This window comes from uncultured Porphyromonas sp. (assembly GCF_938023125.1).
Classification (GTDB): domain Bacteria; phylum Bacteroidota; class Bacteroidia; order Bacteroidales; family Porphyromonadaceae; genus Porphyromonas.
In genome coordinates, this window is the sequence record NZ_CALHDW010000006.1 from 50,317 (window position 1) to 74,935 (window position 24,619).

The following is a 24,619-nucleotide window of genomic DNA, read 5'->3' on the forward strand; positions in this document are numbered from 1 at the left end:
ACTGCAGAGAGGGCTCCCCTACTCTAGATCCGAAGAAAGGGAGAGGGAATTTTGTTTTTGTGCTACATTCCTCTCCCGAGACTTTGCCCTGAGGGCTTTTTCTTTGCTCCCCTCTAGCTAGGCAGATAGCAGCTTTAAGTTTTTATTAAATAGCTGATTGTTAGAAGAGGTGTTGTATTTCTATCGTTTCTTTCTTGCTTTATTCTGTTCTTCTTTCTATTTGTAATGTTGTGTTCGAAATAATGTCGTAACTTTCGGGCAGAGACGAAATTAGATTGACGGAATAAGGTGGATGCCATCCGCCTTTGCAGGGTTTTTGTCGGGCTGTAGAGCTAAGTATTTTATTAAAATAATAGATTATGAGAAGAACAATAGTTCGTATTCTTGTCTTGATTGTAGCTTGCTTGGGCGGAGCTTGCACTTCTGTGTTGGCTCAAGAGCACTCTATCAAGATGTCTTTTCTCGACAACGTGGGCAGTGATTTCGCCTTGCTTCTAATGGGAAGCCGGGAGGGGGAAGTCTCGTTGGTTTGGGAAGATGGTTCCGTAGAAAAGCATACCTTGCACACCACGGCCACTGCCATTCGAGGGAAAACGAAGGCTAAAAATTTGGAACTCCACGGTGATATTGCCGTATTGGAGTGCTCGGGTAATGGCTTAGGGATGCTGGATGTTACAAATATGCCTCCGCTTACCGACCTTATTTCGAGGAAGAATTATTTTACCAAATTAGACCTTACAAAGAATGTAAATCTGCGTGCTCTTACCTTAGAAAGCATCCCTCTAGAGACGCTGGATCTCTCCAATAATATGTTGCTCGATAGCGTTGTTTGTCAGAATTCGGGCAAGATGACAAGTTTTGTTATGCCTTCGCATTCTCCGATTCAGAAGCTGGTGTTGGAGGGTTGTCCGCGTATTCCTTCGTTGGATCTCTCCAGAGCTCCTGAGCTTCGGCATCTAAATGTGGCTCAAGTGTGGCTTAAAGAGTTGGATCTTTCGAACAATAAAAAGATCTCTTACCTCTTTGCGGGCTTTGGTTATCTCAATAATCGCCTCGAGAAACTAGTCCTCCCCAAGGAGAATGAGTTTGAGACGATTTTGCTTCCTGCCACGGGGCTTACGGAGCTAGACCTACGAGATTGTAAAAAACTTAAGACGATTGCGACAAACAACAGCGTTAATTTGGCGAGCATCAATATCGAAGGGCTAACCGAACTTTCCGTTATCGAGTGCCCCTCTTGTGCGATTACTTCGCTTGATCTCTCCCAATGCACCAAGTTGACCAACCTGATTTGTAACAACAATCAGATAAAGACTCTCCGTTTGGATAATTGCCCGCTCGTGTGGAATGTGACTTGTTACGCCAATAAATTAGAGACGTTGGAGTTGAGTAAATGCTCTCTTCTTAAGGTGTTGGACTGCTCAAGAAACCCTATGCTCGAGAAGTATGAACTCCCCATGTCGCTAGAGACGTTGGATATTAGTGCTTGTAATCTATCGGAGATCTCCGCCGTCAAGGGGATGAAAACCCTCAATAGTCTTACTTGCAGTGAGAACCAAATTACAACGTTAGACCTCTCTTCTTTGGAGAATCTGAATACTATCATCTGCTATGCCAACCATATTTCCGATCTTTCTTCCATCGTTAATTTGACTCAGCTAGTGCACGTCAATGTGCATACCAACCCGATTAAAGAGCTGACGCTCCCCAATGCTAAGGGGGTGTATTACGTATCGGTAAAGGGAACGGATATGAACGACTGTGCCCTCAACGACCTCTACAAGTCGTTGCGCGCTAAGGAACCCAAAGATGATAACAACGGAGCCGGCGGATGTATCTTGCTCAACAAAACGCCCTTTGTTGCCACCAGTAATACCGCCCTTGCTATAGCAAAAGGATGGCAGGTGTCTGATCTTGGAGACGGAACCGGCTGTCCCGAGGGCTCGCCTAATGAGAAGATTGATGCAAATGCTATCTCCATTGCGAGACTTTCGCACGGCTGGGTGATTGGCAATATCCCCATGGGAACTCAATGCTTGCTTCTCTACGACCTCTCGGGTAAGCTCCTAAGTCGTATGGAAGTTACCGCTAGCAGTATGTTTGTGGAGGCTCCCGGAGACGGCGTTTATCTCATTCGATTGGATGATAAAACGACCTTGCGTTGCCCTCCCATGAGTTACTAAAAATTTGATTTCACGAAATTATAGACCAAATAGTATGATGAAAAAACTACTCGTTTTGATGGCTTGGGTGGTGTGCAGTGCAGCCTCCCTCTGGCATGCTAGTGCCCAGGAAGAAAATTTTGACGCCGTTGTCAATCTCTCCGATGCCGGTAAGTTGTACGACGAAGCTCCCGATAATATTTGGGAAGAAACGGCTGTGTCGGTCAAGATTATAGGCAAGCTCAATAGTTACGACCTACGAGTTTTGCGTCAATTCTGTGGCTCCGATGAGTATGGCGCTAGGAAGCCTCACGCCTCTGTGAGACGTATAGACCTCTCGGAAGCAACGATTGTGCCCGGTGGTGGAACCTACTACATTCGTGTGGAGGATTTGGGTAACATGCGTGAGTACGTTGTGGACGAGACCAAACCCGATATGCTCCCTGAGAAGCTATTCTATGGCTGCTCCACGATTGAGAGTCTTACCCTCCCCAAGAATATCCGCTCTATTGGTGTTGGGGCTTTCTTTAAGTGCGAAAACCTCAAAGAGGTGATCATTCCCGACGAAGTGACTCATATCTACGCAACCGTATTTGGTGCGTGCCCTGTATTGGAAGAGATCAAGCTCCCGAGCAAATTGGAGTTCTTGGGCAACTATGCTTTCACCCACTGTCGTGCTCTAAAGGAGATAACCATCCCGGAAGGGGTAAAGGAGATCCGTCACAATTCTTTTGATCAGACAGATGCTCTTAAGGTGATCAACCTCCCCAAAGAGATGGAAACATTCGACGAAAGTGCTTTCTTCGGCGCCACCGGTCTAGAGGAATTCGTCGTGCCTAAGGGGATCAAGACTATCCCAACTTCCTGCTTCGGATATTGCACTGCGCTACGAAAGATCACTTTCCCTACCACGGTCGAGTCTATCGCCAATGAGGCGTTTGAGGGCGATGCGGCTCTCAAGACCGTTGTATTCGCAGAAGGGCTAAAGACAATTGGGGTGGCTGCTTTTAGAAATTGTTCTTCCATAGAGAAACTAAACTTCCCCAATTCGCTGGAGAGCATTGCTACCGACGCGTTCCTTTCTTGCGAGAAGGTTAAGGAAATTACCTTTGGCTCCGGATTGAAAGAGATTAAGGAGAAGTCATTTTGGCACAATCATGCCGTGGAGAAGATCTCTTTCCCCGAGAGTTTGCAGGAGATTGGTTATGCGGCTTTTAGTGAGTGTCTAGGTCTTAAGGAGGTCAATTTTGGTCGGTCGGCAGCCTCTTTCTCCGGCAATCCCTTCCTCGGATGTTTTGGATTGGAGCGTTTCACCGCAGACGAGGGCAATACCGTCTATGCAGCAAAGGAGGGTGTTCTCTACACCAAGAACCTCGCCAAACTGCTCGCCTATCCCAATATGAGCAATAAAGTTTGCAAGATGCCCGATGCCACAACCACTATAGACGACTTCGCTTTTTGGTATTGCACCAATTTGGAAGAGGTAGAGTTCTCTCCCAACTTTGCGGCGTTTGGAGAGAGGGCTTTCTGTGGAAGCAAAAACATCAAGAAGATAACAGTAAAAACGGCAACTCCTGTAGAGAGTGCTTTTGTAGACGATGTGTTTGAGGGGATTAACCGTAGTGAATGTATCCTCATGGTGCCTCAGGGGAGCAAGAGTGCCTATTTGGCTTCTCCGCTTTGGAAAGATTTCAAGATAACGGAGATGACGGCCCTCGCGCCGGTTGCTTGGGGGGCTGATGTGGCATTGCGCGCGACTTCCGAAGGCTGGGAAGTAGTGAATCTGCCCCAAGAGAGCAAAGAAGTTCGCCTGCTCGATCTCGAGGGTCGTCTTCTCGCGGTGGCTACTCCTCAAGCCGGTAGGGTATTGTTTAGTATCTCCGCAGGCGAAGAGAATCCCTGTATTATCGTGGTAATGGGAGGTGCTACGCCTCTTGTTTTCAAGGCGGTACGCTGATATTCCGGAATGGATCCTGTGTAAATCTATATAAGTTCTTCAGGAGTAAGGAGGGCTGCCGTTGGGGTGGTCCTCCTTCTTTTTTATGAGAAACTGCAAGCCCTCCGGCGAAAGTGGATGCGCTTTTGCCGAAATGTGCTATGGGAAAGAAGGGGTTGCGGGTGGTGCGCTAGAGCGATAGAAGGTCGCTTGCGACGTTGCGGAGAGGGTGTTCCTCGGGGAGTTGCGTCCAAGAGCGGAGCGCAGGGCTCATCTGTTTTGCCCATTCCTCGTTGTTGTAGAGCCGCTCTAACCAGTCCATCTCGGTTACGGATAGCGTCTCGGGTTGGGCGGAGAGCCTTTCTAGCGTCGTCTCAATCGCTTGAGATAATCCCGAAGTGGGGAAGTTTTGTAGGAGTCGGCGAGAGAGCGCGTTGAGCCACACCCTCTGTACCCTTAGGGATTCTCCTTGGGGAAAGCAGGCAACAACGTTTTCGTTCTTAGCCAAAAGGTGAGTGGAGAATAGGCTGAGAAGTTCCTCCGTTTCGAGTGATTTTGCAAAGGAAATTGCCTGGGAATAGGTTAGGGTTTCAGGTGGAAAGGAGAGAAGCCCAAGGATACGCATCTCGCGCAGTTGGGCAGAGAGGAGTTTCTGGGCAAGGCTTAGTCGTGAGGGGAGTTCGCTTGCTAAGTCGCGCAGTTGGGGGATAGACAATCCGAAGTTGTAGGCATAGTCCACCCCGGAGGCACGCATGGCAGCGGCAGTTGCCCCGTCCATACGAGAGCGCACCCTCGCCCGCAGTGAAGCCATAATCTCTTCATCGGTGAGCGAAGGTGCGTAAGGGGATGAGTTGGAGGTCGCCATTAAGCTTCGGCAATCTCGCTAATGAGTCGCTGGAAAATACGTCCCATTCGTTCGCTGGCTGCGTTGGCAGCATCAATTACTTCCTGAGCATCGTTGGTATAGTCGCCCTCGAAGTGCCAGCCTTCGTTGGTGATGACCGACATCCCGAATACTCGGATTCCGGCGTGCCGTGCCACAAGTACTTCGGGCACTGTGCTCATGCCGATAGCATCCCCACCCACACGTTGGTAGAAAAGATACTCGGCAGGAGTTTCGTAAGAGGGACCGGTTAGCCCTACATATACCCCTTTTCTTACCTCGATGTTTTCTTCTTTGGCAATGCGTTCTGCACGAGCGATGAGGTCGCGGTCGTAGGCTCTGGTCATATCGGGGAAGCGTACTCCGAACTCTTCCATATTAGGACCAATCAGCGGATTGGGCAGGTTGTTGATGTGATCTCGTATAATCATCAGATCGCCCACGTGGTAGGTGTTGTTGATACCTCCGGCAGCATTGGAGACAAAGAGCGTCTCTACGCCGATGAGCTTCATCACACGTACCGGGAAGGTTACGCGCTCCATGGGGTAACCCTCGTAGTAATGGAATCGCCCCTGCATAGCTACAACGGGGACGCCCCCGAGCTTACCGCAGATGAAATTGCCCTTATGACCAATAGCCGTAGAGTGGGCAAAGTTGGGGATTTCGCTATAAGGGATGATGGTGGGGTCTTCTATCTTATTTCCCAATTCTCCCAAGCCACTGCCTAGGATGATACCTATTTTTGCTTTGAAGGGGAGGCGTTTGAGGAGGAAGTCCGCAGCCTCGTGATACATTTTCATTTCCATAGCATTACCTATTTATTGTTTGATTCCGTAGGATTTGATGAGCTTGTGTGCTCGTTGATTCGCCTTTGCAATTACCTCTTCTTCGCCCGGGATCACTCCTTCGCGCATCAGTATTTTACCATCTACAATAGTGGTATCTACCACGGAGCCATCGGCAGAGTAGACGAGGTTGGAGGTGAGGTTGTGTAGGGGTACCATCGTGGGGCGATCTGTACGTAGGAGGCAAAGATCCGCCAAAGCTCCCTCTTCTATCCTGCCGCCATTAAGCCCTAGTATGTTGTAGCCCTCGCGAGTGGCAGATTGGTATATTGCCTCGGCGGCTGTTGCTGTAGGGTCGAAACGCCATACTTTGCCCAGAAGAGCCGCCATACGCATGGCGATGAACATATCCAAATTGTTGCTAGAGGAGCATCCGTCTGTACCGATTCCCACTCGGATTCCACGCTTTTTCATCTCCTCAAACTTAAAGGCGTAGCCCGACGCTAGCTTCATATTGGAAGCCGGGTTATGCACGGTGGCAGCTCCATGGCGAGCGATAACGTCTAGTTCGTCATCCTCCATCCAAAGCGAGTGTGCTAGTACGAACTTATCGCTGAGTGCTCCAAGTTTTTCCAAATAGTGCACAGGGCGCAACCCGTACTCCTTGACGGCATTTTCTATCTCGGTTTGGGTCTCTGAGAGATGGAGGTGAACCAGCACGCCTGTTTCGTCTGCAAAGTCGCGGCAGAAGCGGAGTTGTGGGCCGCTTACCGTGTAGATGGCGTGTGGACCGATAGAGAAGACCACTCGGGAGGAGAACTGCTCAAATTCTTTGCGGTAGCGGCTACAATTTTCTCTGTCGAGCTTGGCGCGCTCTGCGTCCCCTCGGTCAAAGAGCGTGTAGCTCACCACGCCTCGCATCCCCGAGTCCTCTACGGCTTGAGCCGTTGCCATGGGGAAGGCGTACATATCTAGGAACGCCGTTGTACCCGTGCGTACCATCTCGAGGCAGGCAAGCCGTACACCCCAGTAGACATCCTCCTCCGTCATGTGCGCCTCCACGGGCCAGATGTAGTCTTCGAGCCAGCGCATCAGGGGCAGGTCATCTCCGTAACCGCGGAAGAGGGTCATGGCAGCATGGGTATGCGTATTCGCCATCCCCGGTACCACCACGCGGCGGCATCCCTCCAGCACGTCGTAGTGATCGGCTACAGGGATACTCGGGGCAATACGAGCTATTTGGTTGCCCTCAATCAATAGATCTTGTATGGATCCATTGACAAGGGCACCGGTTATCAATATCGGTTTTTCGTTGTTCATCGGTAGAGTTTATAGAATTCGGCAACGGCTTCTATACCAATGCGGAATATATCCAAGGGGAAGTTTTCGTTGGGAGAGTGGATGGCATTGCTTTCGAGACCAAAGCCCATGAGTACACTCTTGATACCAAGAACCTTTTCGAAGGTGGCGATGATGGGGATACTCCCTCCGCGGCGTACCGCTAGAGGACGCTGACCAAAAGCCACGGCACACGCCTCCTCGGCTGCTTTATAGGCGGGGAGATCGATGGGGCAGAGGTAAGCCTCGCCTCCGTGCATGGGTGTTACTTTGACGCGTACGTAGGGAGGAGCAATCTGCTTTACGTAGTCTACAAAGAGTTTAGAGATCTTATCGTGATCTTGATTGGCTACAAGGCGAGTAGATACTTTGGCGTACGCCTTAGAGGGAAGCACCGTTTTGGCACCTTCGCCCGTGTAGCCTCCCCAAATGCCGCATACGTCGAAGCTGGGGCGGCAGCTATTGCGTTCGAGAGTGCTGTAGCCTTCTTCGCCAAATACGGCGTCCACATCAATGGCTTTGCAGTAGGCCTCTTGAGAGAAGGGTACTTGAGCAATCATATCTCGCTCTTCCTTCGAGAGGGGTACTACATCGTCGTAGAAGTGGGGTATCGTAATGCGTCCCTTCTCATCCACCATCCGGGCAATGATTTTTGAGAGCTCGTTGATGGGGTTGGCAACAGCTCCGCCAAAGTGCCCCGAGTGGAGGTCGCGATTGGGACCGGTTACCTCTATTTCCCAGTAGGCAAGTCCGCGTAGACCCGTAGTGAGCGAGGGGGTATTGCGGCCGACCATACTTGTATCTGATACCAAAATCACGTCAGCACGAAGCATCTCTTTGTGCTCTTGGCAGAATGCCTCCAAGTGGGTAGAGCCGATTTCTTCCTCTCCCTCGAATATGATTTTTACGTTGCAACGCACGAGGTCGAGAGCTAAGGCGGTGCGGAGCCCGGCTACCTGTATCATGGTTTGCCCTTTGTCGTCGTCGGCTCCTCGCCCCCAAATGTGTCCGTCGCGGATGACGGGCTCGAAGGGTTCGCTCTTCCAAAGCTCAAGAGGCTCCACAGGCATTACATCGTAGTGGCCGTATATAAGGATGGTTTTTGCGCTGGGGTCTATAATGCGCTCGGCAAAAACCACGGGATTACCAGGGGTGGGATAAACTTCGGCTCGTTGCATGCCCGAGGCGAGGAGGTAGTCCCTCCAGTGCTCAGCCGTGCGTACCATATCGGGTTTGTGCTCGCTCTGCGAACTGATGCTGGGGATGCGAAGCAGCGCGAACAGGTCTTGTAGGAACTCCTCTTCGTGGGCTGCGATATACTCTTTTACTGTCATAGCTCTTGTTTGTTTAGTGGTGTTTCATTTATCTACAACCAAAGGTAGTCTATTTTGCTGTATAAAAAAAGAACGGACACCTCGCTTTTGCTTAGGGTGTCCGCTATGGATAGGAAAAAGAGAAGTGGCCTTAGACCCGAGTGACCGACGCGATCGTATCTTTTTGTTTTAGCCCCTCTATGATGCGACGTACATCCTCCACGTCGTGTACCATCACCTTGATTTCTCCACCAAAAACTCCCCCTTGAGCCGAGAGGTTGATGCTTGTAATGGAGCGGTAAAAGTCCTCGCTAATGTCTTGGATAATAGCGTTGAGAATACCGATTGAGTCCATCCCTTTGATGGCGAGAGTTGCCTCAAAAAGGGAGTGCGGATGGTCGCCCCAAACGGTCTCGATAAGCTGATTCCCTTTACTGCTTTTGAGTCGCATTGCCTCCGGACAATTACGCTTGTGTACCATGATGGTGCCGTTGTCGGTAACAAACCCTACCGTATCATCGCCCAAGATAGGAGAGCAGCAGGGGGCTATGGTGTAGTTGGGGGTGAGGAGGTGTTGCTCCAGAAGGTAGGGCTTCTTTGTATTGGGCTTATCCGGAGATTGTGCCTCTTCGATGGTGGCGGCTGTGAGTTCTCTGTTTTTCTTTGAAGGGCGGAATAGACGCGAGAAGAAGTTGCCATCAGCCCCTTGGAAGACCTTGCGGAAAGACTCCGGTAGCTCTATGGAGCGGTTCCCTACGGCCAAGAAGAAATCCTCTCTCTTGTGGAAGTTATAGTAACTGGCAATCTTGTCGAGTAGGAGAGGTGTGATGGTTTGCCCCTCGGCCTCGAGCAGCTCGGTTACCATTTTTTCTCCTAAAGCGGTTTTCTCTCGGTCTGCTTTGCGTAGTGCAGCGTTGATCTTCATCCGAGCTTTCCCGGTCACTACGTACTTGAGCCATTCGGGATGAGGCTCTTGGGTCGGGCTTGTGATTACCTCCACTTGATCCCCATTCCTGAGGGTATGGCTCAGGGGGAATAGATGATGATTGATCTTGATACCGAGACATTTATTCCCCAGCTCTCCGTGGAGGGCATAGGCAAAGTCGAGCCCGGTAGCTCCCTTGGGAAGAGTGAAAACTTTCCCCTTGGGGGTAAAGACGCTGATCTCGTCGGAGTAGAGATTGAGCTTGATCGTATCGAGGAAGTCCATCGAGTCCGGAGTGGGATTCTCCAGGATCTCGCGGATCGTTTCTATCCAGCGATCGAGCTCGGAGTCTTCCTCCACGTTTTCGCTTTTGTACTTCCAATGGGCGGCAAATCCACGCTCCGCTATATCGTCCATGCGGCGCGAGCGTATCTGTATTTCTATCCATTCTCCATCGGGCCCCATCACGGTAAGGTGGAGCGCTTGGTAGCCATTGGTCTTGGGAGAACTAACCCAGTCGCGGATGCGGTCTGTCTTGTTGCGGTATAGGTCTGTGATCTCGGAGTAAATATCCCAACACACCTTTTTGTCGGGGATGCCCTCTTGGCTCTCAAAGATGATGCGCACGGCGTAGAGGTCGTACACCTCTTCGAAGGGGATTTTTTTCTCCTGCATTTTGCGCCAAATCGAGTAGCAACTCTTCACCCTCGCCTTCATCTCGTAGTTAAGCCCCTTGCGAGCAAAGACCTCGCGTAGTGGGGCGGCAAAGTGCTCAAAGAGGAGAGTTCGCTGCTCTTCGCTAGCCTCTATCTTGTTTTTAATCTCGTTGTATTCGGCAGGATGCTCTATGTGGAAGCATAGCTCCTCGAGTTCTGTTTTGATGGTAAAGAGCCCAAGTCGGTGGGCAATGGGTGCGTAGACGTAGAGCGTCTCTCCCGTGATCTTGAGTTGCTTGTGTGTGGGCATCGACTCAAGAGTGCGCATGTTGTGCAGGCGGTCTGCTATTTTGATGAGGACGACGCGTATATCGTCGTTCATGGTAAGGATCAGCTTTCTGAAATTCTCCGCCTGGGCAGATACATCCTCCTGATCTTTGAACATCTCCACCGAGATCTTGGTAAGCCCCTGCACGATTTGGGCTATCTTGTCGCCAAACATGTCGCGGATGTTCTCTTCGGTGTACTCCGTGTCTTCTATTACATCGTGCAGGAGCGCCGAGGCGATAGAGGTGGAGCCAAGCCCCATCTCGTGGCTAACGATATAGGCCACCGCTATGGGGTGCATGATGTAGGGCTCTCCGCTGCGGCGCCGTACCCCTGCGTGTGCTTTGTTCGCTAGATTGAATGCCTTAATGATGATCTCGTCTTTGCGACGATGATTGCTCATTTGGTAGTCGTGAAGTAGGGCTTCGAAGGCTGTGCGCACCATCTCCTGCTCCGCTTCGCTTCCGTAATATACTATGTCTTGCAGCCCTTGAGGCTGAGGAGTAACCGTCTCTTTCATACGCAATGTTATTTGTCAGAAGACTCGGAGTCCAATGTTTCGTATCCTATCTCTTGCCACAGAGTGGAGGGGAAATAGGTTGCAAGGTAATGCTTAAGATATGCTATAGTCTCGTGGGCTATGGGGGCCTCTTCGGGGGGATAGTGGTTGTAGATGACCCGCTCTATCGGTATCTCCCGATCTTGTAGTGCTTGCAAGCTCAGTAGGGTGTGGTTGATGCTCCCCAGTCGCCCCGAGGTAACTAAGGCTACGGGATAGCCCCGCTGAGCAATAAAGTCGAGGGTAAGGAGCTCGGGGGTCAGTGGAACCATAAGCCCTCCGGCACCCTCCATTAGGATACGATCGTAGCCCAACGAGAGAAGCTCTTGGGTGTCAGAATCGATCTTTTTAGGGTCTATGGGACGTTGTTCCAGCTGAGCCGAAAGGTGAGGTGATGCAGGATACTTATAAAGATAGGTGCAGCGGTAGGGCTCTGCTCGTTGCTCGGGATCAAGATGGGGGGCTAGAGCGTCGTGTACATCAAGGTCTTCGCTACGCCCCTCGCAGCCCGTTTGCACAGGTTTTTGGCTGATCACACGGAGGCCTGCCTCCCGCATCTGGCGGAGCAAAATGCCCGTGGCATAGGTTTTCCCTACTCCGGTATCTATACCGCTAACGAATAATACTTTATTACTATCCATGGGTATCAATGTCTTTAATTAGTACAAATGTACAAAGGATTCTCGTTCCTATGCACACTTCTTTACCGTAATCAGAAAGTCTCTGCCCTCTTCCGTATAAACTGAGATATGACTACCCTATTTCGGGAAAAGCGTTAGAAAAGATATGGATTGGAGAGCGCTAAGCAAGCCCTATTGACCAAAAAAGCTCCAGGATGCCCCAGAGCCATACAGATACACAATGATTAATCTTGAGGAGAGTGCGGCCGGAGGGACTCGAACCCTCACGCCTCGCAGCATTAGATCCTAAGTCTAACGTGGCTACCAATTACACCACGGCCGCAATCTTCACTGCAAAGGTAAGCATTTATTTTTATCTACAGCTATATTGTTTCGTTGCGAATAGTCAAAATGATGCCGAGGGAGGGAGATGGGATGGAAGGGTATGGCGTAAATGGGGGCTAGTCGAGGGGGAAAGTCAGCGCAGTTGCTCAAGAAAGCGGACGAGAGGCGTGGGGAGGGCGTAATCGCCCAATTCGCTCCGGTTTACCCATTGGTACTTGGTGCTCCCTAGGGTGTCGGACTCAAGTTCGGCGGTGTAGATGGTGATGTGAAGTATTTGGTGGGAGAGCCGGTGCTCGAGGGTGAAAGTAGTGGGCGCAAGGCGTAACTCTCCCGAGTAGGAGAGCTCGTGCTCTAGCCAATGGGCTACCGATTCGGGTGCTTGGGACCTCTCACTCTCAAACAAAGGGAATTGATACAGCCCTCGCCAGATGTCGTTTCGCCCTCGCTTCTCTAGTAAGACTTGCTGATGGTGGGTACTATAGATGTAGCTGAAGTAGCGATCTCTAAGGGTTAGCTTTTTCCCCTTTATGGGCAGGAGACGAGCGAGAGGGAGCTCCGCTACACGGCACCACGAGGAGGCAGGGCAGGCGGAGCATTGGGGAGATTGAGGGGTGCAGACCAGTGCGCCTAGCTCTATAAGGGCTTGCCCCAGTTTGCTAGGGGGGAGTTGGGTGGCGAGTAACTCCTCCACCGCTTGGGTGCAGAGTCGCTTCCCGCCCAGGGTGTCTATGGGGAGTTCGCTTGCTAGAAGCCGACTGACTACGCGCAGTACATTGCCATCTACGGCCGGGTAAGGCAGATCGAATGCAAACGAGGCAATGGCTCCGGCCGTGTAGTCGCCCACCCCGGGTAGAGCACGTATCGAGGCAAAATCTTTGGGGAATATCCCCTGATGCTCCGTGGCTATAACTTGTGCTGCACGATGGAGGTTGTGCGCTCGGCTGTAGTAGCCAAGTCCCTGCCATAGGCTGAGTACCTGATCTTCGGAGGCTTGTGCCAGGTCGGTAACGGAGGGGAAGGCTTCCACAAAGCGAAGAAAGTAGTCGAGCCCTTGGTTTACGCGCGTTTGTTGCAGTATGACCTCCGAGAGCCAAATGTGGTAGGGGTTGCGAGTGGTGCGCCATGGGAGCTCTCGGGCATTCTCTTCGAACCAATCGACGAGAGCTCGGGCTAGCGGTTGGGGGTGGGTAAAGAGGGTTTCGCTCATTTCGCCGCAAAGGTACAATTCGTGGGGCGAGGGAGAGCGGTCTCTTACTTCTTTTGTGAAACCTTAAAATTTCGCTGCCTGATATTTTTTCCGCCACGGGGCAAAAAGAAAATATTTCACGGGCAAGATTTTTTCGAAAATTACCCGAAAAGGGAAGAAGAAATCAGCCTATGGAGAAAAACTTTTTGCTCGGCAGTGCTTTGCTGTGTAGGGCGAGGGCGTTTCTCTTCGCAGGCATTGTTAGAATTTGGTTGAGATTTATTTTAGTAGTACCTTTGGGGTGGGTGGATCCTCTCGGGAGAGGTGATGCCTTTTCTATTTTGTGACTCTTTAGAAAAGAAGTATGGGTATGGCAAGAAGAAAGAAAGTCTGTATCAGCTCTGTATTGGCAGTTACATTTGCCTCTTTATCGGTTCTTTTTCTGTCGGGTTGCGCCCTCTTGGGTGCAAGAAAAGGAGGTGAAAAAGGGGACTCTTTAGGGCGGAACCCTAATCCCCGAAAGAAAGAAAAAGTAGAGGAAATGCCCAGGGTAATGTATGGCGTTCCCTATCGGACATACGAGAAGGTGGAGGAGATATCCCCAGCCCCCGACTCAAAAGAAGAAATCGACTCTCTAAAACAAGAGACCCCCGAGCCCTAGTGTAGGGAAGAGGTGGGGCCATGCTCTTGTTGCTCTCAATAAACACACCAAAATAACACACCAAAAACAATGAAGAAATTTTGTCAATTCAAACTCATTCTCTTGCCGGTGATGCTTGTGCTATTGCTGGCAGGATGTAATCTTATTGATACCCCTCTTGCGGAGACTCCGATCCAGGCTCCGGGTCGCCCCGATGGTGTATTGGAGATTGTAGTAACCGTGCTAGACTCCCAAAATACCCCCCTCGAAGGGATGGTGCTCGAACTGATAGAGATGCCCTTGGAGCGGGAGGTAAGTGCCTCGGCTGAGACCAATGTGCGAGGAGTGGCTAAGCTAAGCAAAGATGTCTATATTGCGAATGTGATGCAGCCTATCCACCTGCGCGTGCGGGATGCTAAAGCCTCTGGCAGGGATTATATGTACCGTCCTTGGTATGGAACCATCCGGTTGAGCAAGGGCGACTTTGTGCACCAAACAGCTCGTAAGGAGCTTGTGGTGCACCTAGAAAGAATAGGCGTCTCACCCTCTTCGCTCTCTCTAGAGGCTGATGTCCGATAGGCAGGATAGTCACGATGGATGTATTGATGAAGTGAACACCTATAGACGACCGACACAATGAAAAAACTAACAAAACGCGTAGCAAGCCTCCTCAGCGTTGGATGTGCTACCTTTCTGGGGCTATTCCACACCTCTTGTCACTTAATAGGGGGAGTGGAGTATGGTACTCCCTACATGGAGTACGATGTGAAAGTAAAGGTACAGAGCCCCGATGGAAAACCCATCGAGGGTATAGAGGTAGCTGTAGTTCGGAAATATTATACAGAAGAGGGAGACCGCATAGTAAAATTGGTGACCCCTGTACAAACGAATTCCTCGGGTATTGCACAAATATCACAAGCGAGTAATCTCGGCGGATCGGGAAATAAACTTTATGTGCAAGCCGTAGATGTGGATGGAGTTAAGAACGGCCATTGGGCCACCAAGGTGGACTCGATACCCCTATTCCCATCAGATATACAGAGTAGGAAACCGAAGAAGCGTTGGTGCATGGGTGTCCTCAAAAAGGGAATCGCCGTGACCATGGAGCCGGCTCAAGACGAAACCCCTTCGAAGTAAGCGGACGTTTACGCTCATTCCCCTCTGAGATGTTTGATAAGAAGAGCCATTACAATGGATTTAATCTAGTAAAGTGAAACCCTATAAACAACCGACACAATGAAAAAACTAACAAAATGCGTAGCAAGCCTCCTCAGTATTGGGAGTGCAGCCTTCCTAGGGTTATTTCATACCTCTTGCGACAGAACTAGGGGTGGAGGCGGAGGAAAGTATGGCCCCTACGTTGACTATGATGTCACAGCTAAGGTACAGACTCCTGAAGGTGAGCCTATTGAAGGCCTAGAGGTTACTCTTCTTAAGAGATCAGAAAACTCAGAAGGAGACTTTGTGCCATGGAGTAAAATCGGAAGAACCAATGCCAACGGCATTGCTTATGTACATGACGGGCTATCGGGCTTTGGCGGAGCAATGCTCTACGTGCGAGCTGTGGATGTGGACGGGGTTAAGAATGGTCGCTGGGAGACTAAGGTAGACTCGGTAGCGATAACCCCTTCGGATATACATAAAATCCATCCGGAGACCTTTGGGTATCAAGGGACTATCAAAAAAGAGATAACCCTGACCATGGAGCTGGTTCGTAACGACTAGGTTTCGAAATAAGCGTCCGTTTTCGCCCACTCCACTTCAAGATGTTTGATAAGAAGACCCATCACAATGGATTTAATCTAGTAAAGTGAAACCCTATAAACGATCAACACAATGAAAAAACTAACGAAACGCGTAGCAAGCCTCCTCAGTATCGGGAGTGCAGCTTTCCTAGGACTATTTCACACCTCTTGCGACAGATTGGGAGGCGGAGGTAGAGTAGAGTATGGAAGCCCCTATGTGGAGTACGAAGTCAAAGCCAAGGTACAGAGCCCCGAGGGTAAGCCTATCGAGGGCATAGAAGTTACTCTTCTTGAGAAATCAAATTATGCAGAGGGCGGTTTTGTGCCATGGACTAAAAACCACCAAACCGATGCCACCGGTGTCGCTCAAATATTTAATAATGCATCGGCCTTTGGTAGAAATATGCTCTACGTGCGAGCCGTAGATGCAGACGGAGCTAAGAACGGCCGTTGGGAAACTAAGGTGGATTCGGTAGCGATAACCCCTGCTGATATCCACAAAGACAAGTCGAAGGGGCATTGGTATGAAGGGACGATTAAAAAAGAGGTAACCCTCACCATGGCTCCGGTACCTAAAGAAAATACTTCGAAATGAGCGGGAGCAAAATCTCTTTCCGCCAGCGCATTTCGCTAGAGGCATATCGTTCTTACCGCCGCAAGTGCGTGGCCGAGCATAAACTCAACACGCTCTTTTGGGAGTGTACGCTCAAATGCAACTTGGCGTGCAAGCACTGTGGTAGCGATTGCCACGTGGATAGTGACGCCAAAGAACTCTCCGGAGAGGAATTCCTCCGTGTGGTCGATAGCATAACGCCTCACGTAGATCCGCATAAGGTGCTCGTTATCTTTACGGGTGGCGAGGCCTTGGTGCGTCAAGATCTTGACGCCATCGGGCTTGAGCTCTACCGCCGAGGGTACCCCTGGGGCATCGTGACCAATGGGATGCTTCTCAACGAAGAGCGTCTTGAGAGTCTATTGCGCAGCGGCTTGCATTCCCTTACAATTAGTCTGGATGGCTTCGAAAAAGCGCACAATTACCTCCGTGGGCATCATTTGAGTTTTGCCCGAGCCTCTCACGCCGTTGAGCTTATGGCAAAGACGGAGCAGGTGCGCTGGGATGTGGTTACCTGCGTCAATCCTATGAACTTTGGTTACCTCGCCGAGTTTCGAGACTACTTGATTGGCCTAGGGCTTAAAGAGTGGCGGCTTTTTACCATTTTCCCCGTGGGGAGAGCGGCTGAGGACCCTAATTTGCAGCTTAGCGATGAGGATTTTTACCGGCTTATGGAGTTTATCCGCGACACCAATAGGGAGGGGCGCATTGCAGCTTCCTATGGTTGCGAGGGCTTTTTGGGCGGTTTTGAGGGCGAGGTACGTCCCCATCCCTATACTTGCTACGCAGGTGTGGAGGTGGCTTCTATCCTCTGCGATGGAACGATCAGTGCCTGCCCGAGTATCCGCTTCGACTATAAGCAGGGCAATGTACGTGAAGATGACTTCTGGACCGTGTGGCAGAATCGCTTCCTCCCCTACCGCAATCGTACTTGGGCTCGCCGAGACCAGTGTGCCGATTGCCTCCAGTGGCGCTACTGCGAGGGGAATGGAATGCATCTGCACGACGATGAGGGCAAGCTCCTCTTCTGCCACCATCAGCGCCTTTTGCGCGCCGAAGCCTCGCTAAAAAGAAAATAATAACGACATTCGTATAGACGATCCCTTCTCCCCATTCATCACTATGAATAGAAAGACCATTAACGAGTATATCCTATCCAACCGCTTTTACGAAGCTATTTTTCTCCTCAAACAAACAATCGAAGAGCAGGCCCTACATAGCCTGGGGGAGAGCTTATCCCAAGAAGAAAGCATCTACGGAATGATGTTGGGATACCTCGATAAGGGCATTGTAGACCCCGATAGAGCGTACATTATAGAGGAACTCAAAGTGAAATTGCTGAGGCTAAGCGATAGAGTCTATCGGGCGGTGCGCAGCAAAGACTCGGGTTCGCTCTACTTCCGCCGTTGGGCTGTGGTGGAGGCTCGTAAGGGCTTGTCAATAGAAAATTTGCTCGAAGATCTATCACGCCCCACTTTCAAAGAGACGGAGCGTGATAGCTTCGACACTCTTGTAGACCTGCTGTTTGAGGCCCTGTGGGTATCTGAGTCGCTCACGGAGGCGGAGCTGGATCGCCTCTCTGCCTCGAGTGAATATGTGCGTTTGGTAGCCGCTTCGGCTATTACGCTGGGCTTGATGTCCTACTGGGATGAGACTAAGATGGAGTTCCTCCTGCGTGAGGCCGCCTCTCCGTTTACGAGTGAGGCCTATATGGTGCGCCTTGCTATGGGTGTTTTTGTTGGCCTCTATCTCTATCGTGATCGGTTACCTCTCTTCTTGCCATGGCTTGAGCCTCTCCTAAAGAAATCCCTCAAAAACCCCTTGTTTGCAGCCGCTTTTATTCACCTCTGGACGCGCTATACGCACGCTACAGAGACGGAGCAACTCTCCAAAAAAATAGGGGAGCTTATGCCCGATATGCTGCAAGAGATGAAGGCGAAATGGAGCTCCATAGAAGAGGATACGGACGAGAATCTGACTGAGGATAAGCTAGATCAGATCTTCGACAAAGTGTCGGATTCGGCCGAGATGAGCTCCTTCTTCCAAGAGTTTGGCACGCTGGAACAGGAGGGCGAAGACCTCTTGTTTGGTAGCTTCAAAGAGAATAAAAGTGATTACTTTTTCAACTCCATTTCTTCGTGGTTCCTGCCTTTTGACGAGGAGCACAGCCGCATTGCCGGAGTGCTGACTAGGAACGAAAATCTCCGAAAGCTCTACCCCCTCCTCAAGGGAAAGCTCTGCGATTCGGATCTATACTCCCTCTTTATCACCTTCGATAGGCTGGGAGCGGGAATAAAAGTGATGGGTATAGAGATGCCCGATGACCTCAACGGAGCCATGCTGGGTGAGCTATCGGCGGAGTCTTTGATGCCTAAGTGTGCGAAAGTATACGTCGAAGATTTCTACAGATTCACCAAGTTATTCCCCCTGCACGAGCAGTTTGTGGATATATTCCGGCAAGATATCATGGTGGCAAAGCTCCCGGTCCTCAAGGAGGTACTCCCCATTGAGTCTATGGTGCGAGGGGCGGCTCTCTTTTTCTACGCTCGTAGGAATTATGCCAAGGTGCGCATGCAAATTGCCTCCGCACCTCAGCTCTTCGATACCGATGCCAACACCTTGAATCTTTGGGCTAATAGCTGCTTCTTTATGGGAGATTACCGAGAGGCAATTAGGCATTACCGCCATGCCGACCTCGTAGAGGACGCATCCCCCAAAGAGTTGTCACGTCTGGCCGTTTGCTATCAGCGTGTAAACATGCCCGAGAAGGCAATAGAGACGCTTGAGGATCTTCTCAAGAAGAATCCCGACAATCTGACCCCCTTGCTCAAGATTGCAGGGGTCTATATGGAGATGAAAGCCTTCGATGAAGCTCTTTCTTATCTCTATAAATATGAGTTCTCGGCACCCGACGGCGAGAGACAGGTAGCTCGTTTGGTAGCCTGGTGCCTCCTCTCCAAGGGTGACTATGAGCGCGCTAGAGGTTACTATCGTACCCTGCTCTCCCAGCCCGGGGTGAAGGGGAGCGACTACCTCAATAGTGCCTATGTGCATATTGCCGAGGGTGAGGAGCGAGAGGCTTTGGCTGCCATGCGTATGGCTCTGGAGCGCTACGGAGAGCCCAACGAGCTATTCCGCGAAATGCAAGAGGATAGCAAGCACCTCGATCGGGAGGCAATAAGTTTTGAGCGTCTCCGCTTCTTGGCCGATGGCGCCATGGCTCTCCGAACGCAAGAATTTGTGCAGAATCTAAACTCCAATTATACTATTCCAAAGAGAATGAACATCAAGGATTTTAATTTCAAAGGACTGAGAACCTTTGTGCGAGTGGACTTCAATGTGCCCCTCGACGACAACCTACAAATTACAGACGACACACGTATGCGAGCTGCGTTGCCCACGCTCAACAAGATTATTGCAGACGGAGGCCGCCTGATCATTGCCTCGCATCTAGGTCGCCCCAAAGGGGTTAGCGACAAACTTTCGCTCCGCCATCTGGTGCCCCATCTTGCCGAATTGCTAGGTCGCCCTGTGACCTTTGTGCCCGATAGCGTGGGAGCCGAGGTAGAGAAGGCTATTGCCGGGATGAAAGATGGAGATGTACTTCTCTTAGAAAATCTTCGCTTCTACGAAGAAGAGGAGGGTAAGCCCAGAGGCCTCGCCGAAGATGCCACAGCCGAAGAAAAGAAAGAGGCTAAGAAAGCCCTCAAACCGCGTCAAGCCGAGTTTGCCAAGAGACTTGCCGCCCTTGCCGATTGCTACGTGAATGACGCCTTTGGTACCGCTCACCGTGCGCACGCTTCTACGGCTCTTATCGCCGATAGCTTCCCCACCGATCGCAAAATGTTTGGCTTCTTGATGGAGCAAGAAGTAAATGCCGTACAGCGAGTTTTGGGCGACATTCATCGTCCGTTCGTGGCTATCATGGGAGGTTCTAAGGTCTCTTCTAAGATTGATATTATCGACAACCTGCTCGACAAAGTGGATACCCTCATCATAACGGGCGGTATGTGCTTTACCTTTGCCAAGGCCTATGGCGGCAAGGTGGGTAGCTCTTTGTGCGAAGACGATAAGATGGACGTAGCCCGTGCCATCGTAGAGAAGGCAAAGGCAAAAGGGGTGCGCCTCGTTTTGCCGGTGGATGCAAAGGTGGCTGATGCCTTTAGCAATGATGCCAATACTCAGGTGGCTCCCGTTGACAATATACCCGATGGTTGGATGGGCCTCGACGTGGGTCCTAAGACAATGGCTCTCTACGACGAAGCAATCCGTGGGGCTAAAACGATCCTCTGGAATGGTCCTGCCGGGGTTTTCGAGATGAGCAACTTCCGCGATGGCTCTAAGGCTTTGGCGCAGTCCATCGTGGCAGCAACAGAAGCCGGTGCTTACTCTCTCGTAGGGGGCGGCGACAGCGTGGCTTGTGTGCATCTCTTTGAGGTGGCCGATAAGGTTTCGTACGTTTCTACCGGCGGTGGTGCCCTGCTCGAAGCCATTGAGGGCAAAGATCTCCCCGGCATTGTAGCTATCAATAAATAATTATTTCCCCCTATGGGAATTGTTTTAACCCCCTTCCGATGGGCGGATGATGGCGACAAACTCACCTTCATTCACCAATTGATGGAGGAGGCTTTCCCAGCCGCTGAGCGGCGATCTAGGCGAGACTTCGAGGCTCTGTTGGCTTCGGAGCCTCGCTTTCTGCTGCATCTGATTTATCGGGATGAGGCTCTTGTGGGTTTCCTCTCTACGTGGCATTTGGATGGCTTCTACTACGGAGAGCATTTTGCGATACTCCCCACCGAGCGCAATCGGGGTACCGGGCGGGAGGTGCTAGGCTTGCTGAAGAGGGAGACTCCCACGGAGACCCCTTTCGTCTTTGAGGTAGAACCGCCCTTAGACGAGTGGAGCAAGAGACGCCTAGCCTTCTACGAATCCATGGGTATGCAGGTGCTCTCACGCTCCTATATCCAGCCCTCGTATGGCGAGGATAGACCGCCTATTCCTCTCTACCTGATGGGGAATGAATGGGCAGCAAAGGGGCAAGATAGCGAACACTATGCGCAAGAGCTTTACCGGCACGTCTACCGCAAAACCCCGGGAGGGCATACAATGCACGAGTCATAGCCCTTTTTTTTCTTGATGAAACGACTCTTTCTTCTTTCCCTCCTCGTACTCTTTTGGAGCCTTACGGCTCAAGCCGAGGTCGATTCACTCCGAACGGAGGCTCCGGCTCTTCGTCGGCAACCTTGGGAGTGGGGCCTTTCCACCCTCCCCTTTATGGGGATGGCTGCGACCGTTGCCCCCTCGCTCGATGCAACGATTCGGGAGCTTCGGATGCAATCTCTTCCCACTTTTCGCTACCACTACGACGATTATTTGCAGTTCTCGCCCTTGGCTTTGCAACTCTCGGCGGCGCTGATTGGTCTTGAGGGGAGCCATGCTTCGCCTTACGAACTGCTCACGGCAGATGCCCTGTCGGTAGCGACTACTCTGATCTTGGTGAACAGTACCAAATGGCTTACGCACCGTCTCCGCCCCGATGGTTCGAGTGCCAATTCTTTTCCCTCGGGTCATACGGCTACTGCCTTTATGGGGGCTGAGTTGCTGGATATAGAGTATGGGGCTCGCTATCCGTGGCTATCGGCCTTGGGCTACTCGGCAGCTTATGCTACGGGGGTCGGGCGCATCCTCAACAATCGCCACTGGGCCAGTGACGTATGGGCCGGGGCCGGTGTGGGGATCCTATCCGCCCAGATCGGTTCTATCCTGAGCGATCTCCTTTGGGGTAAGAAGGGTACCCTGCTCTACGAAATCCCCTCAAGCGAAGATCTCCCCCGCACCCTATCCATTCAGTATGCCACCTCGCAACTGACCCAACACTACTACAAGGCTTCTATCCGCCAAGCTATTCGCAACGAGGTGGCACTGCTCTTCCCGGTCCTCTCTGAGGATGGATGCTTGCTCGATTGTGGCGTGGCAGGCGGTAATTTGCTGCAAATTTCGGGCTATGATGTGCCCAATAATACCGATTGGTTCGTGGGCTTTAAGGGCGATCTTAGCTACTATCCCTCCCCTCGCATCGCCTTCGGGGCCGCTCCCTTTTACTATATCTCTCCGGCCGCTCCCTCTGCTCCCGGCTGCGTCTTGCTTGGCGAATTGGGGGTACGTGCTCACCTCGACTATAATATTCGCTCCCATAGGAGCTTCCGCTTTTTTGTGGGAGCATCGCACACTACGGCCTACCACCTCAGCAAAGAGAGGGGCGTAGATGCCGAAGACGATGTGGTGTCTTATCCGCTTCGTCTCTCTTTTGAGGCGGGAGTAGCGCTCTTGTTGCACCTCTAGCCCTCTCTTCCCCTCCTCTCGGGGGTCTTCTCTTTAGATCTTCTGCTTTACCACCTCTCTGGAGGAGTGGCGATGGCTTCCCTCAAAAAAAGGGGAGGATAGATCTCTTTCTGATCTACCCTCCTCTTGCTGCTAATATAGAAATGATGAAGGTTTACCGCCAAGAATTGCTATGCATAACAAGGAGCGGTGTGCCGGCGTGGAAGAGCATTCGGCGGGCCATACCGGGGTTGAAGAACCGAGCAAAGAGATTGCGGCGATACGTGTTGACTACGATAAGGCCAATCTTTTTGCTGATGACGAATTTCTCCAATGCCAGAGAGAAATCGCCCGGATCTAGAGTTGTAAATTCAATGTTGCTGTCGGGGTAGTGTTGCTTGTGGTACTCCATCATGGTACGCAACTCGATCTCGCTCCAGTCTTCCGTAGCTCTGGAGACGTTGAAGAGCATGTAGTTGGGCTTATTAGGCTTAGTGAGCTGCATCATGCGGTCGAAGAGTACGAGGTCGCGTTGGTCAAAGCCGGTGGCTACGCCTACATTTTCTACATCTGCGAGGTCTACCACTTGGGCATCTTCGGGTACCACGAGCACGGGTACCTTGGCGCGGTCAATAACCTCAGCGGCCACGGAGCCGATAAGGTCTTCGTTGCGACGGCTTTTCCCTCTTGTACCCATGATGATGGCCACAGGGGGGCGGTTGCGGGCTACTGAGAGCACTACATCCTCGGGTATCCCGTCAATGAGTTGGGTCTCGAAGGGGGCTTCGGGTAGTTCGCCACTCTCTATTTTATCTCGAAGATCCTTTTCGAGAGATTTCATTTTGCGTTCGGCATGCTCATGTTCCCGACGGATGTTAAGTTCCTTATTGGCCTGATAAACAGATATGTCGGGGGATAGCATGGGGGCAACAGAGTAGAACTGCGAGAAGTAGACATGGAGCAATTTTACGTTGAGGCCTCTGCGCTGCGCAAAGTGGAAGGCAATCTGTAGCACGTTGGGCATGAAGTCGCTAAAGTCCACAGGTACGAGTACGTAGGGAGTAGCCTCCGTAGACTTGCCCTCTTTGTTGTAGCCATCCACCTGATTGAGCTCGGCATATAGCTCGGGGCGGTTCCAATTGTTGTTCTCGATAACGTCTAGCGCATGAGGTAGGTCGCTCTCTTTGATACGTACACGTACCCCGGCTGAGACTATGGGGAGTATCTGATTAACGTTTTGCAGTGAAGCCTCTATCCCCTCGCTCTGTAGCAACGTTTGTAGTACTTGGGCCTTTTCGAAGGTGTGGATAGCTATGGTAACGAGTTTTTCTTGTTGTTCGGGATTGTTTTTGCTCATGAGTCGCTCTGTTTAATGCCACTTTCTATTCTATTGCACAGGTAAAGACAGAGAATGTAGCCGGTGCGTGGCACACACACAACTCGTCTATCTCTGCTTTTGAGGTCTCCCTTAGGGGGGAGCGCTCTCAAGGTTGTTAAAGCCAAAGCCCTGAGAGTGAGGTCTTGGCCTATGCCAGAGAGGCACGGGGTAAGCTCATTCTCCATCGAGAGTGATCTCGCCTCTCCCGTGCCTTTTATCTGATTTTCTCTACAAGAGTTAGGCTTCCTGCTCGGGCTCGGAGACTTCCTCCATCTCCCCGATCAGTGCAAGCGCCTTCTCTAGTATCGTTGTATCGTCAATTTCTACAATACCTCCGTCGGGACCCGGCTCGATGTGAATACCCGCGCTTCTTCCGTTTTCGTAATTGGCACCGCCGAAATAGTTGCGTACTGTTTCTACCTTAAGCCCCAACTCATCAGCGATGCGTTGCGTAGCTCCATCGGGAAGGCTATCTTTGATCCTTCTCAGTTCATTGAAAGTGATCGTCTTAGTCATGGGTCAATCCGTTTAGTTGTTAGTACTCGTTGTATTTACTTGCGCCACTAAGTTACAACTTTATTTTCTAGTTTACAACCTTTTCTGCAACTTCTTTTGCAGAATGTTTTCCTCGAAGGGATTTGATGTTATTATGCTGTTTTGTTTACTGCTGCGGGCGATACGGGCAAATAGGCCGGGAGTGTTCGTCTCCGGAGGCAATAGCTGATTTTCTTTCGGAAATAGCTTGAAAGTCAAGGGGGATACTGCCTGAAATATTTTTCGTTTCTGCCCGGGAAGGAAAAATTTTTTACCCGATAAGTCGAGCGCTTTTTAGCCGGAAAAGGCAAAAGAAATACCCCCCAAGAGTAGAGGTGCTGCTCTTGAGGGGT

The 24,619-nt window shown here is 51.1% G+C and carries 19 protein-coding genes, 1 tRNA gene and 1 pseudogene; 11 read left to right on the forward strand and 10 right to left on the reverse strand.

What is annotated here, in order from left to right:
- The first annotated feature begins 359 nt into the window (after positions 1 to 359).
- Both Q0090_RS01640 and Q0090_RS01645 read left to right on the forward strand, forming a co-directional pair.
- The gene (locus tag Q0090_RS01640; protein WP_297946815.1) at positions 360 to 2,183 is read left to right on the forward strand and encodes a hypothetical protein; all 1,824 of its coding nucleotides are present in this window, start codon (positions 360 to 362) and stop codon (positions 2,181 to 2,183) included.
- 34 nt (positions 2,184 to 2,217) lie between these two features.
- The gene (locus tag Q0090_RS01645; protein WP_297946817.1) at positions 2,218 to 4,119 is read left to right on the forward strand and encodes a leucine-rich repeat domain-containing protein; all 1,902 of its coding nucleotides are present in this window, start codon (positions 2,218 to 2,220) and stop codon (positions 4,117 to 4,119) included.
- 169 nt (positions 4,120 to 4,288) lie between these two features.
- Here Q0090_RS01645 and Q0090_RS01650 read toward each other — a convergent pair whose 3' ends face one another.
- From Q0090_RS01650 to mutY, 8 genes are all read right to left on the reverse strand, one after another.
- Entirely contained in the window at positions 4,289 to 4,909 is a 621-nt protein-coding gene (locus tag Q0090_RS01650) for a hypothetical protein (protein ID WP_297946818.1), read from the reverse strand.
- Between the two features lie 53 nt (positions 4,910 to 4,962).
- Positions 4,963 to 5,787: a purine nucleoside phosphorylase I, inosine and guanosine-specific gene (locus tag Q0090_RS01655; RefSeq protein ID WP_297946820.1), complete on the reverse strand. Its 825-nt coding sequence runs from the start codon at positions 5,785 to 5,787 to the stop codon at positions 4,963 to 4,965.
- Between the two features lie 12 nt (positions 5,788 to 5,799).
- Positions 5,800 to 7,086 (reverse strand): amidohydrolase, encoded by a 1,287-nt coding sequence (locus Q0090_RS01660; RefSeq protein ID WP_297946822.1) that lies wholly within the window; start codon positions 7,084 to 7,086, stop codon positions 5,800 to 5,802.
- A complete protein-coding gene (locus tag Q0090_RS01665) occupies positions 7,083 to 8,438 on the reverse strand; it encodes a dipeptidase (protein WP_297946824.1) in 1,356 nt (451 codons plus the stop codon). The genes Q0090_RS01660 and Q0090_RS01665 overlap by 4 nt, the downstream gene beginning before the upstream one ends.
- A gap of 130 nt (positions 8,439 to 8,568) precedes the next feature.
- Positions 8,569 to 10,770 (reverse strand): RelA/SpoT family protein, encoded by a 2,202-nt coding sequence (locus Q0090_RS01670; protein WP_297946918.1) that lies wholly within the window; start codon positions 10,768 to 10,770, stop codon positions 8,569 to 8,571.
- 83 nt (positions 10,771 to 10,853) lie between these two features.
- Positions 10,854 to 11,525 carry a dethiobiotin synthase gene (gene bioD, locus Q0090_RS01675; protein WP_297946825.1) on the reverse strand — a complete coding sequence of 224 codons (672 nt, stop codon included), beginning with the start codon at positions 11,523 to 11,525 and terminating at the stop codon, positions 10,854 to 10,856.
- A gap of 240 nt (positions 11,526 to 11,765) precedes the next feature.
- A tRNA-Leu gene (locus Q0090_RS01680) sits at positions 11,766 to 11,847 on the reverse strand.
- Between the two features lie 135 nt (positions 11,848 to 11,982).
- Entirely contained in the window at positions 11,983 to 13,056 is a 1,074-nt protein-coding gene (gene mutY, locus Q0090_RS01685) for an A/G-specific adenine glycosylase (RefSeq protein ID WP_297946827.1), read from the reverse strand.
- Between the two features lie 709 nt (positions 13,057 to 13,765).
- Between mutY and Q0090_RS01690 the strand changes: the two genes are divergently transcribed.
- From Q0090_RS01690 to Q0090_RS01730, 9 genes and pseudogenes are all read left to right on the forward strand, one after another.
- Positions 13,766 to 14,254 carry a hypothetical protein gene (locus Q0090_RS01690; RefSeq protein ID WP_297946829.1) on the forward strand — a complete coding sequence of 163 codons (489 nt, stop codon included), beginning with the start codon at positions 13,766 to 13,768 and terminating at the stop codon, positions 14,252 to 14,254.
- A gap of 57 nt (positions 14,255 to 14,311) precedes the next feature.
- On the forward strand, positions 14,312 to 14,812 hold the full coding sequence (locus tag Q0090_RS01695; protein WP_297946830.1) for a radical SAM-associated putative lipoprotein: 501 nt from the start codon (positions 14,312 to 14,314) through the stop codon (positions 14,810 to 14,812).
- A gap of 99 nt (positions 14,813 to 14,911) precedes the next feature.
- Complete coding sequence (locus Q0090_RS01700; RefSeq protein ID WP_297946832.1) at positions 14,912 to 15,400, forward strand: radical SAM-associated putative lipoprotein; 489 nt, start codon at positions 14,912 to 14,914, stop codon at positions 15,398 to 15,400.
- 111 nt (positions 15,401 to 15,511) lie between these two features.
- Positions 15,512 to 16,015 (forward strand): radical SAM-associated putative lipoprotein, encoded by a 504-nt coding sequence (locus Q0090_RS01705; RefSeq protein ID WP_297946833.1) that lies wholly within the window; start codon positions 15,512 to 15,514, stop codon positions 16,013 to 16,015.
- On the forward strand, positions 16,012 to 17,112 hold the full coding sequence (locus Q0090_RS01710) for a TIGR04133 family radical SAM/SPASM protein (protein WP_297946835.1): 1,101 nt from the start codon (positions 16,012 to 16,014) through the stop codon (positions 17,110 to 17,112). Before Q0090_RS01705 ends, Q0090_RS01710 begins: the two co-directional genes overlap by 4 nt.
- 1,570 nt (positions 17,113 to 18,682) lie before the next feature.
- A pseudogene (locus Q0090_RS07980) lies at positions 18,683 to 18,970 on the forward strand (tetratricopeptide repeat protein); the annotation flags it as partial.
- A 342-nt stretch (positions 18,971 to 19,312) separates the two neighbouring features.
- Positions 19,313 to 20,569 (forward strand): phosphoglycerate kinase, encoded by a 1,257-nt coding sequence (locus tag Q0090_RS01720; RefSeq protein WP_297946920.1) that lies wholly within the window; start codon positions 19,313 to 19,315, stop codon positions 20,567 to 20,569.
- A gap of 12 nt (positions 20,570 to 20,581) precedes the next feature.
- Positions 20,582 to 21,154, forward strand: coding sequence for a GNAT family N-acetyltransferase (locus tag Q0090_RS01725; RefSeq protein WP_297946836.1), 573 nt, complete (start codon positions 20,582 to 20,584; stop codon positions 21,152 to 21,154).
- A 15-nt stretch (positions 21,155 to 21,169) separates the two neighbouring features.
- Positions 21,170 to 22,375, forward strand: coding sequence for a phosphatase PAP2 family protein (locus tag Q0090_RS01730; protein WP_297946838.1), 1,206 nt, complete (start codon positions 21,170 to 21,172; stop codon positions 22,373 to 22,375).
- A gap of 154 nt (positions 22,376 to 22,529) precedes the next feature.
- Here Q0090_RS01730 and Q0090_RS01735 read toward each other — a convergent pair whose 3' ends face one another.
- Complete coding sequence (locus tag Q0090_RS01735; RefSeq protein ID WP_297946840.1) at positions 22,530 to 23,711, reverse strand: universal stress protein; 1,182 nt, start codon at positions 23,709 to 23,711, stop codon at positions 22,530 to 22,532.
- 258 nt (positions 23,712 to 23,969) lie between these two features.
- The gene (locus Q0090_RS01740) at positions 23,970 to 24,248 is read right to left on the reverse strand and encodes a DNA-binding protein (protein ID WP_297946841.1); all 279 of its coding nucleotides are present in this window, start codon (positions 24,246 to 24,248) and stop codon (positions 23,970 to 23,972) included.
- Positions 24,249 to 24,619: the final 371 nt, after the last annotated feature.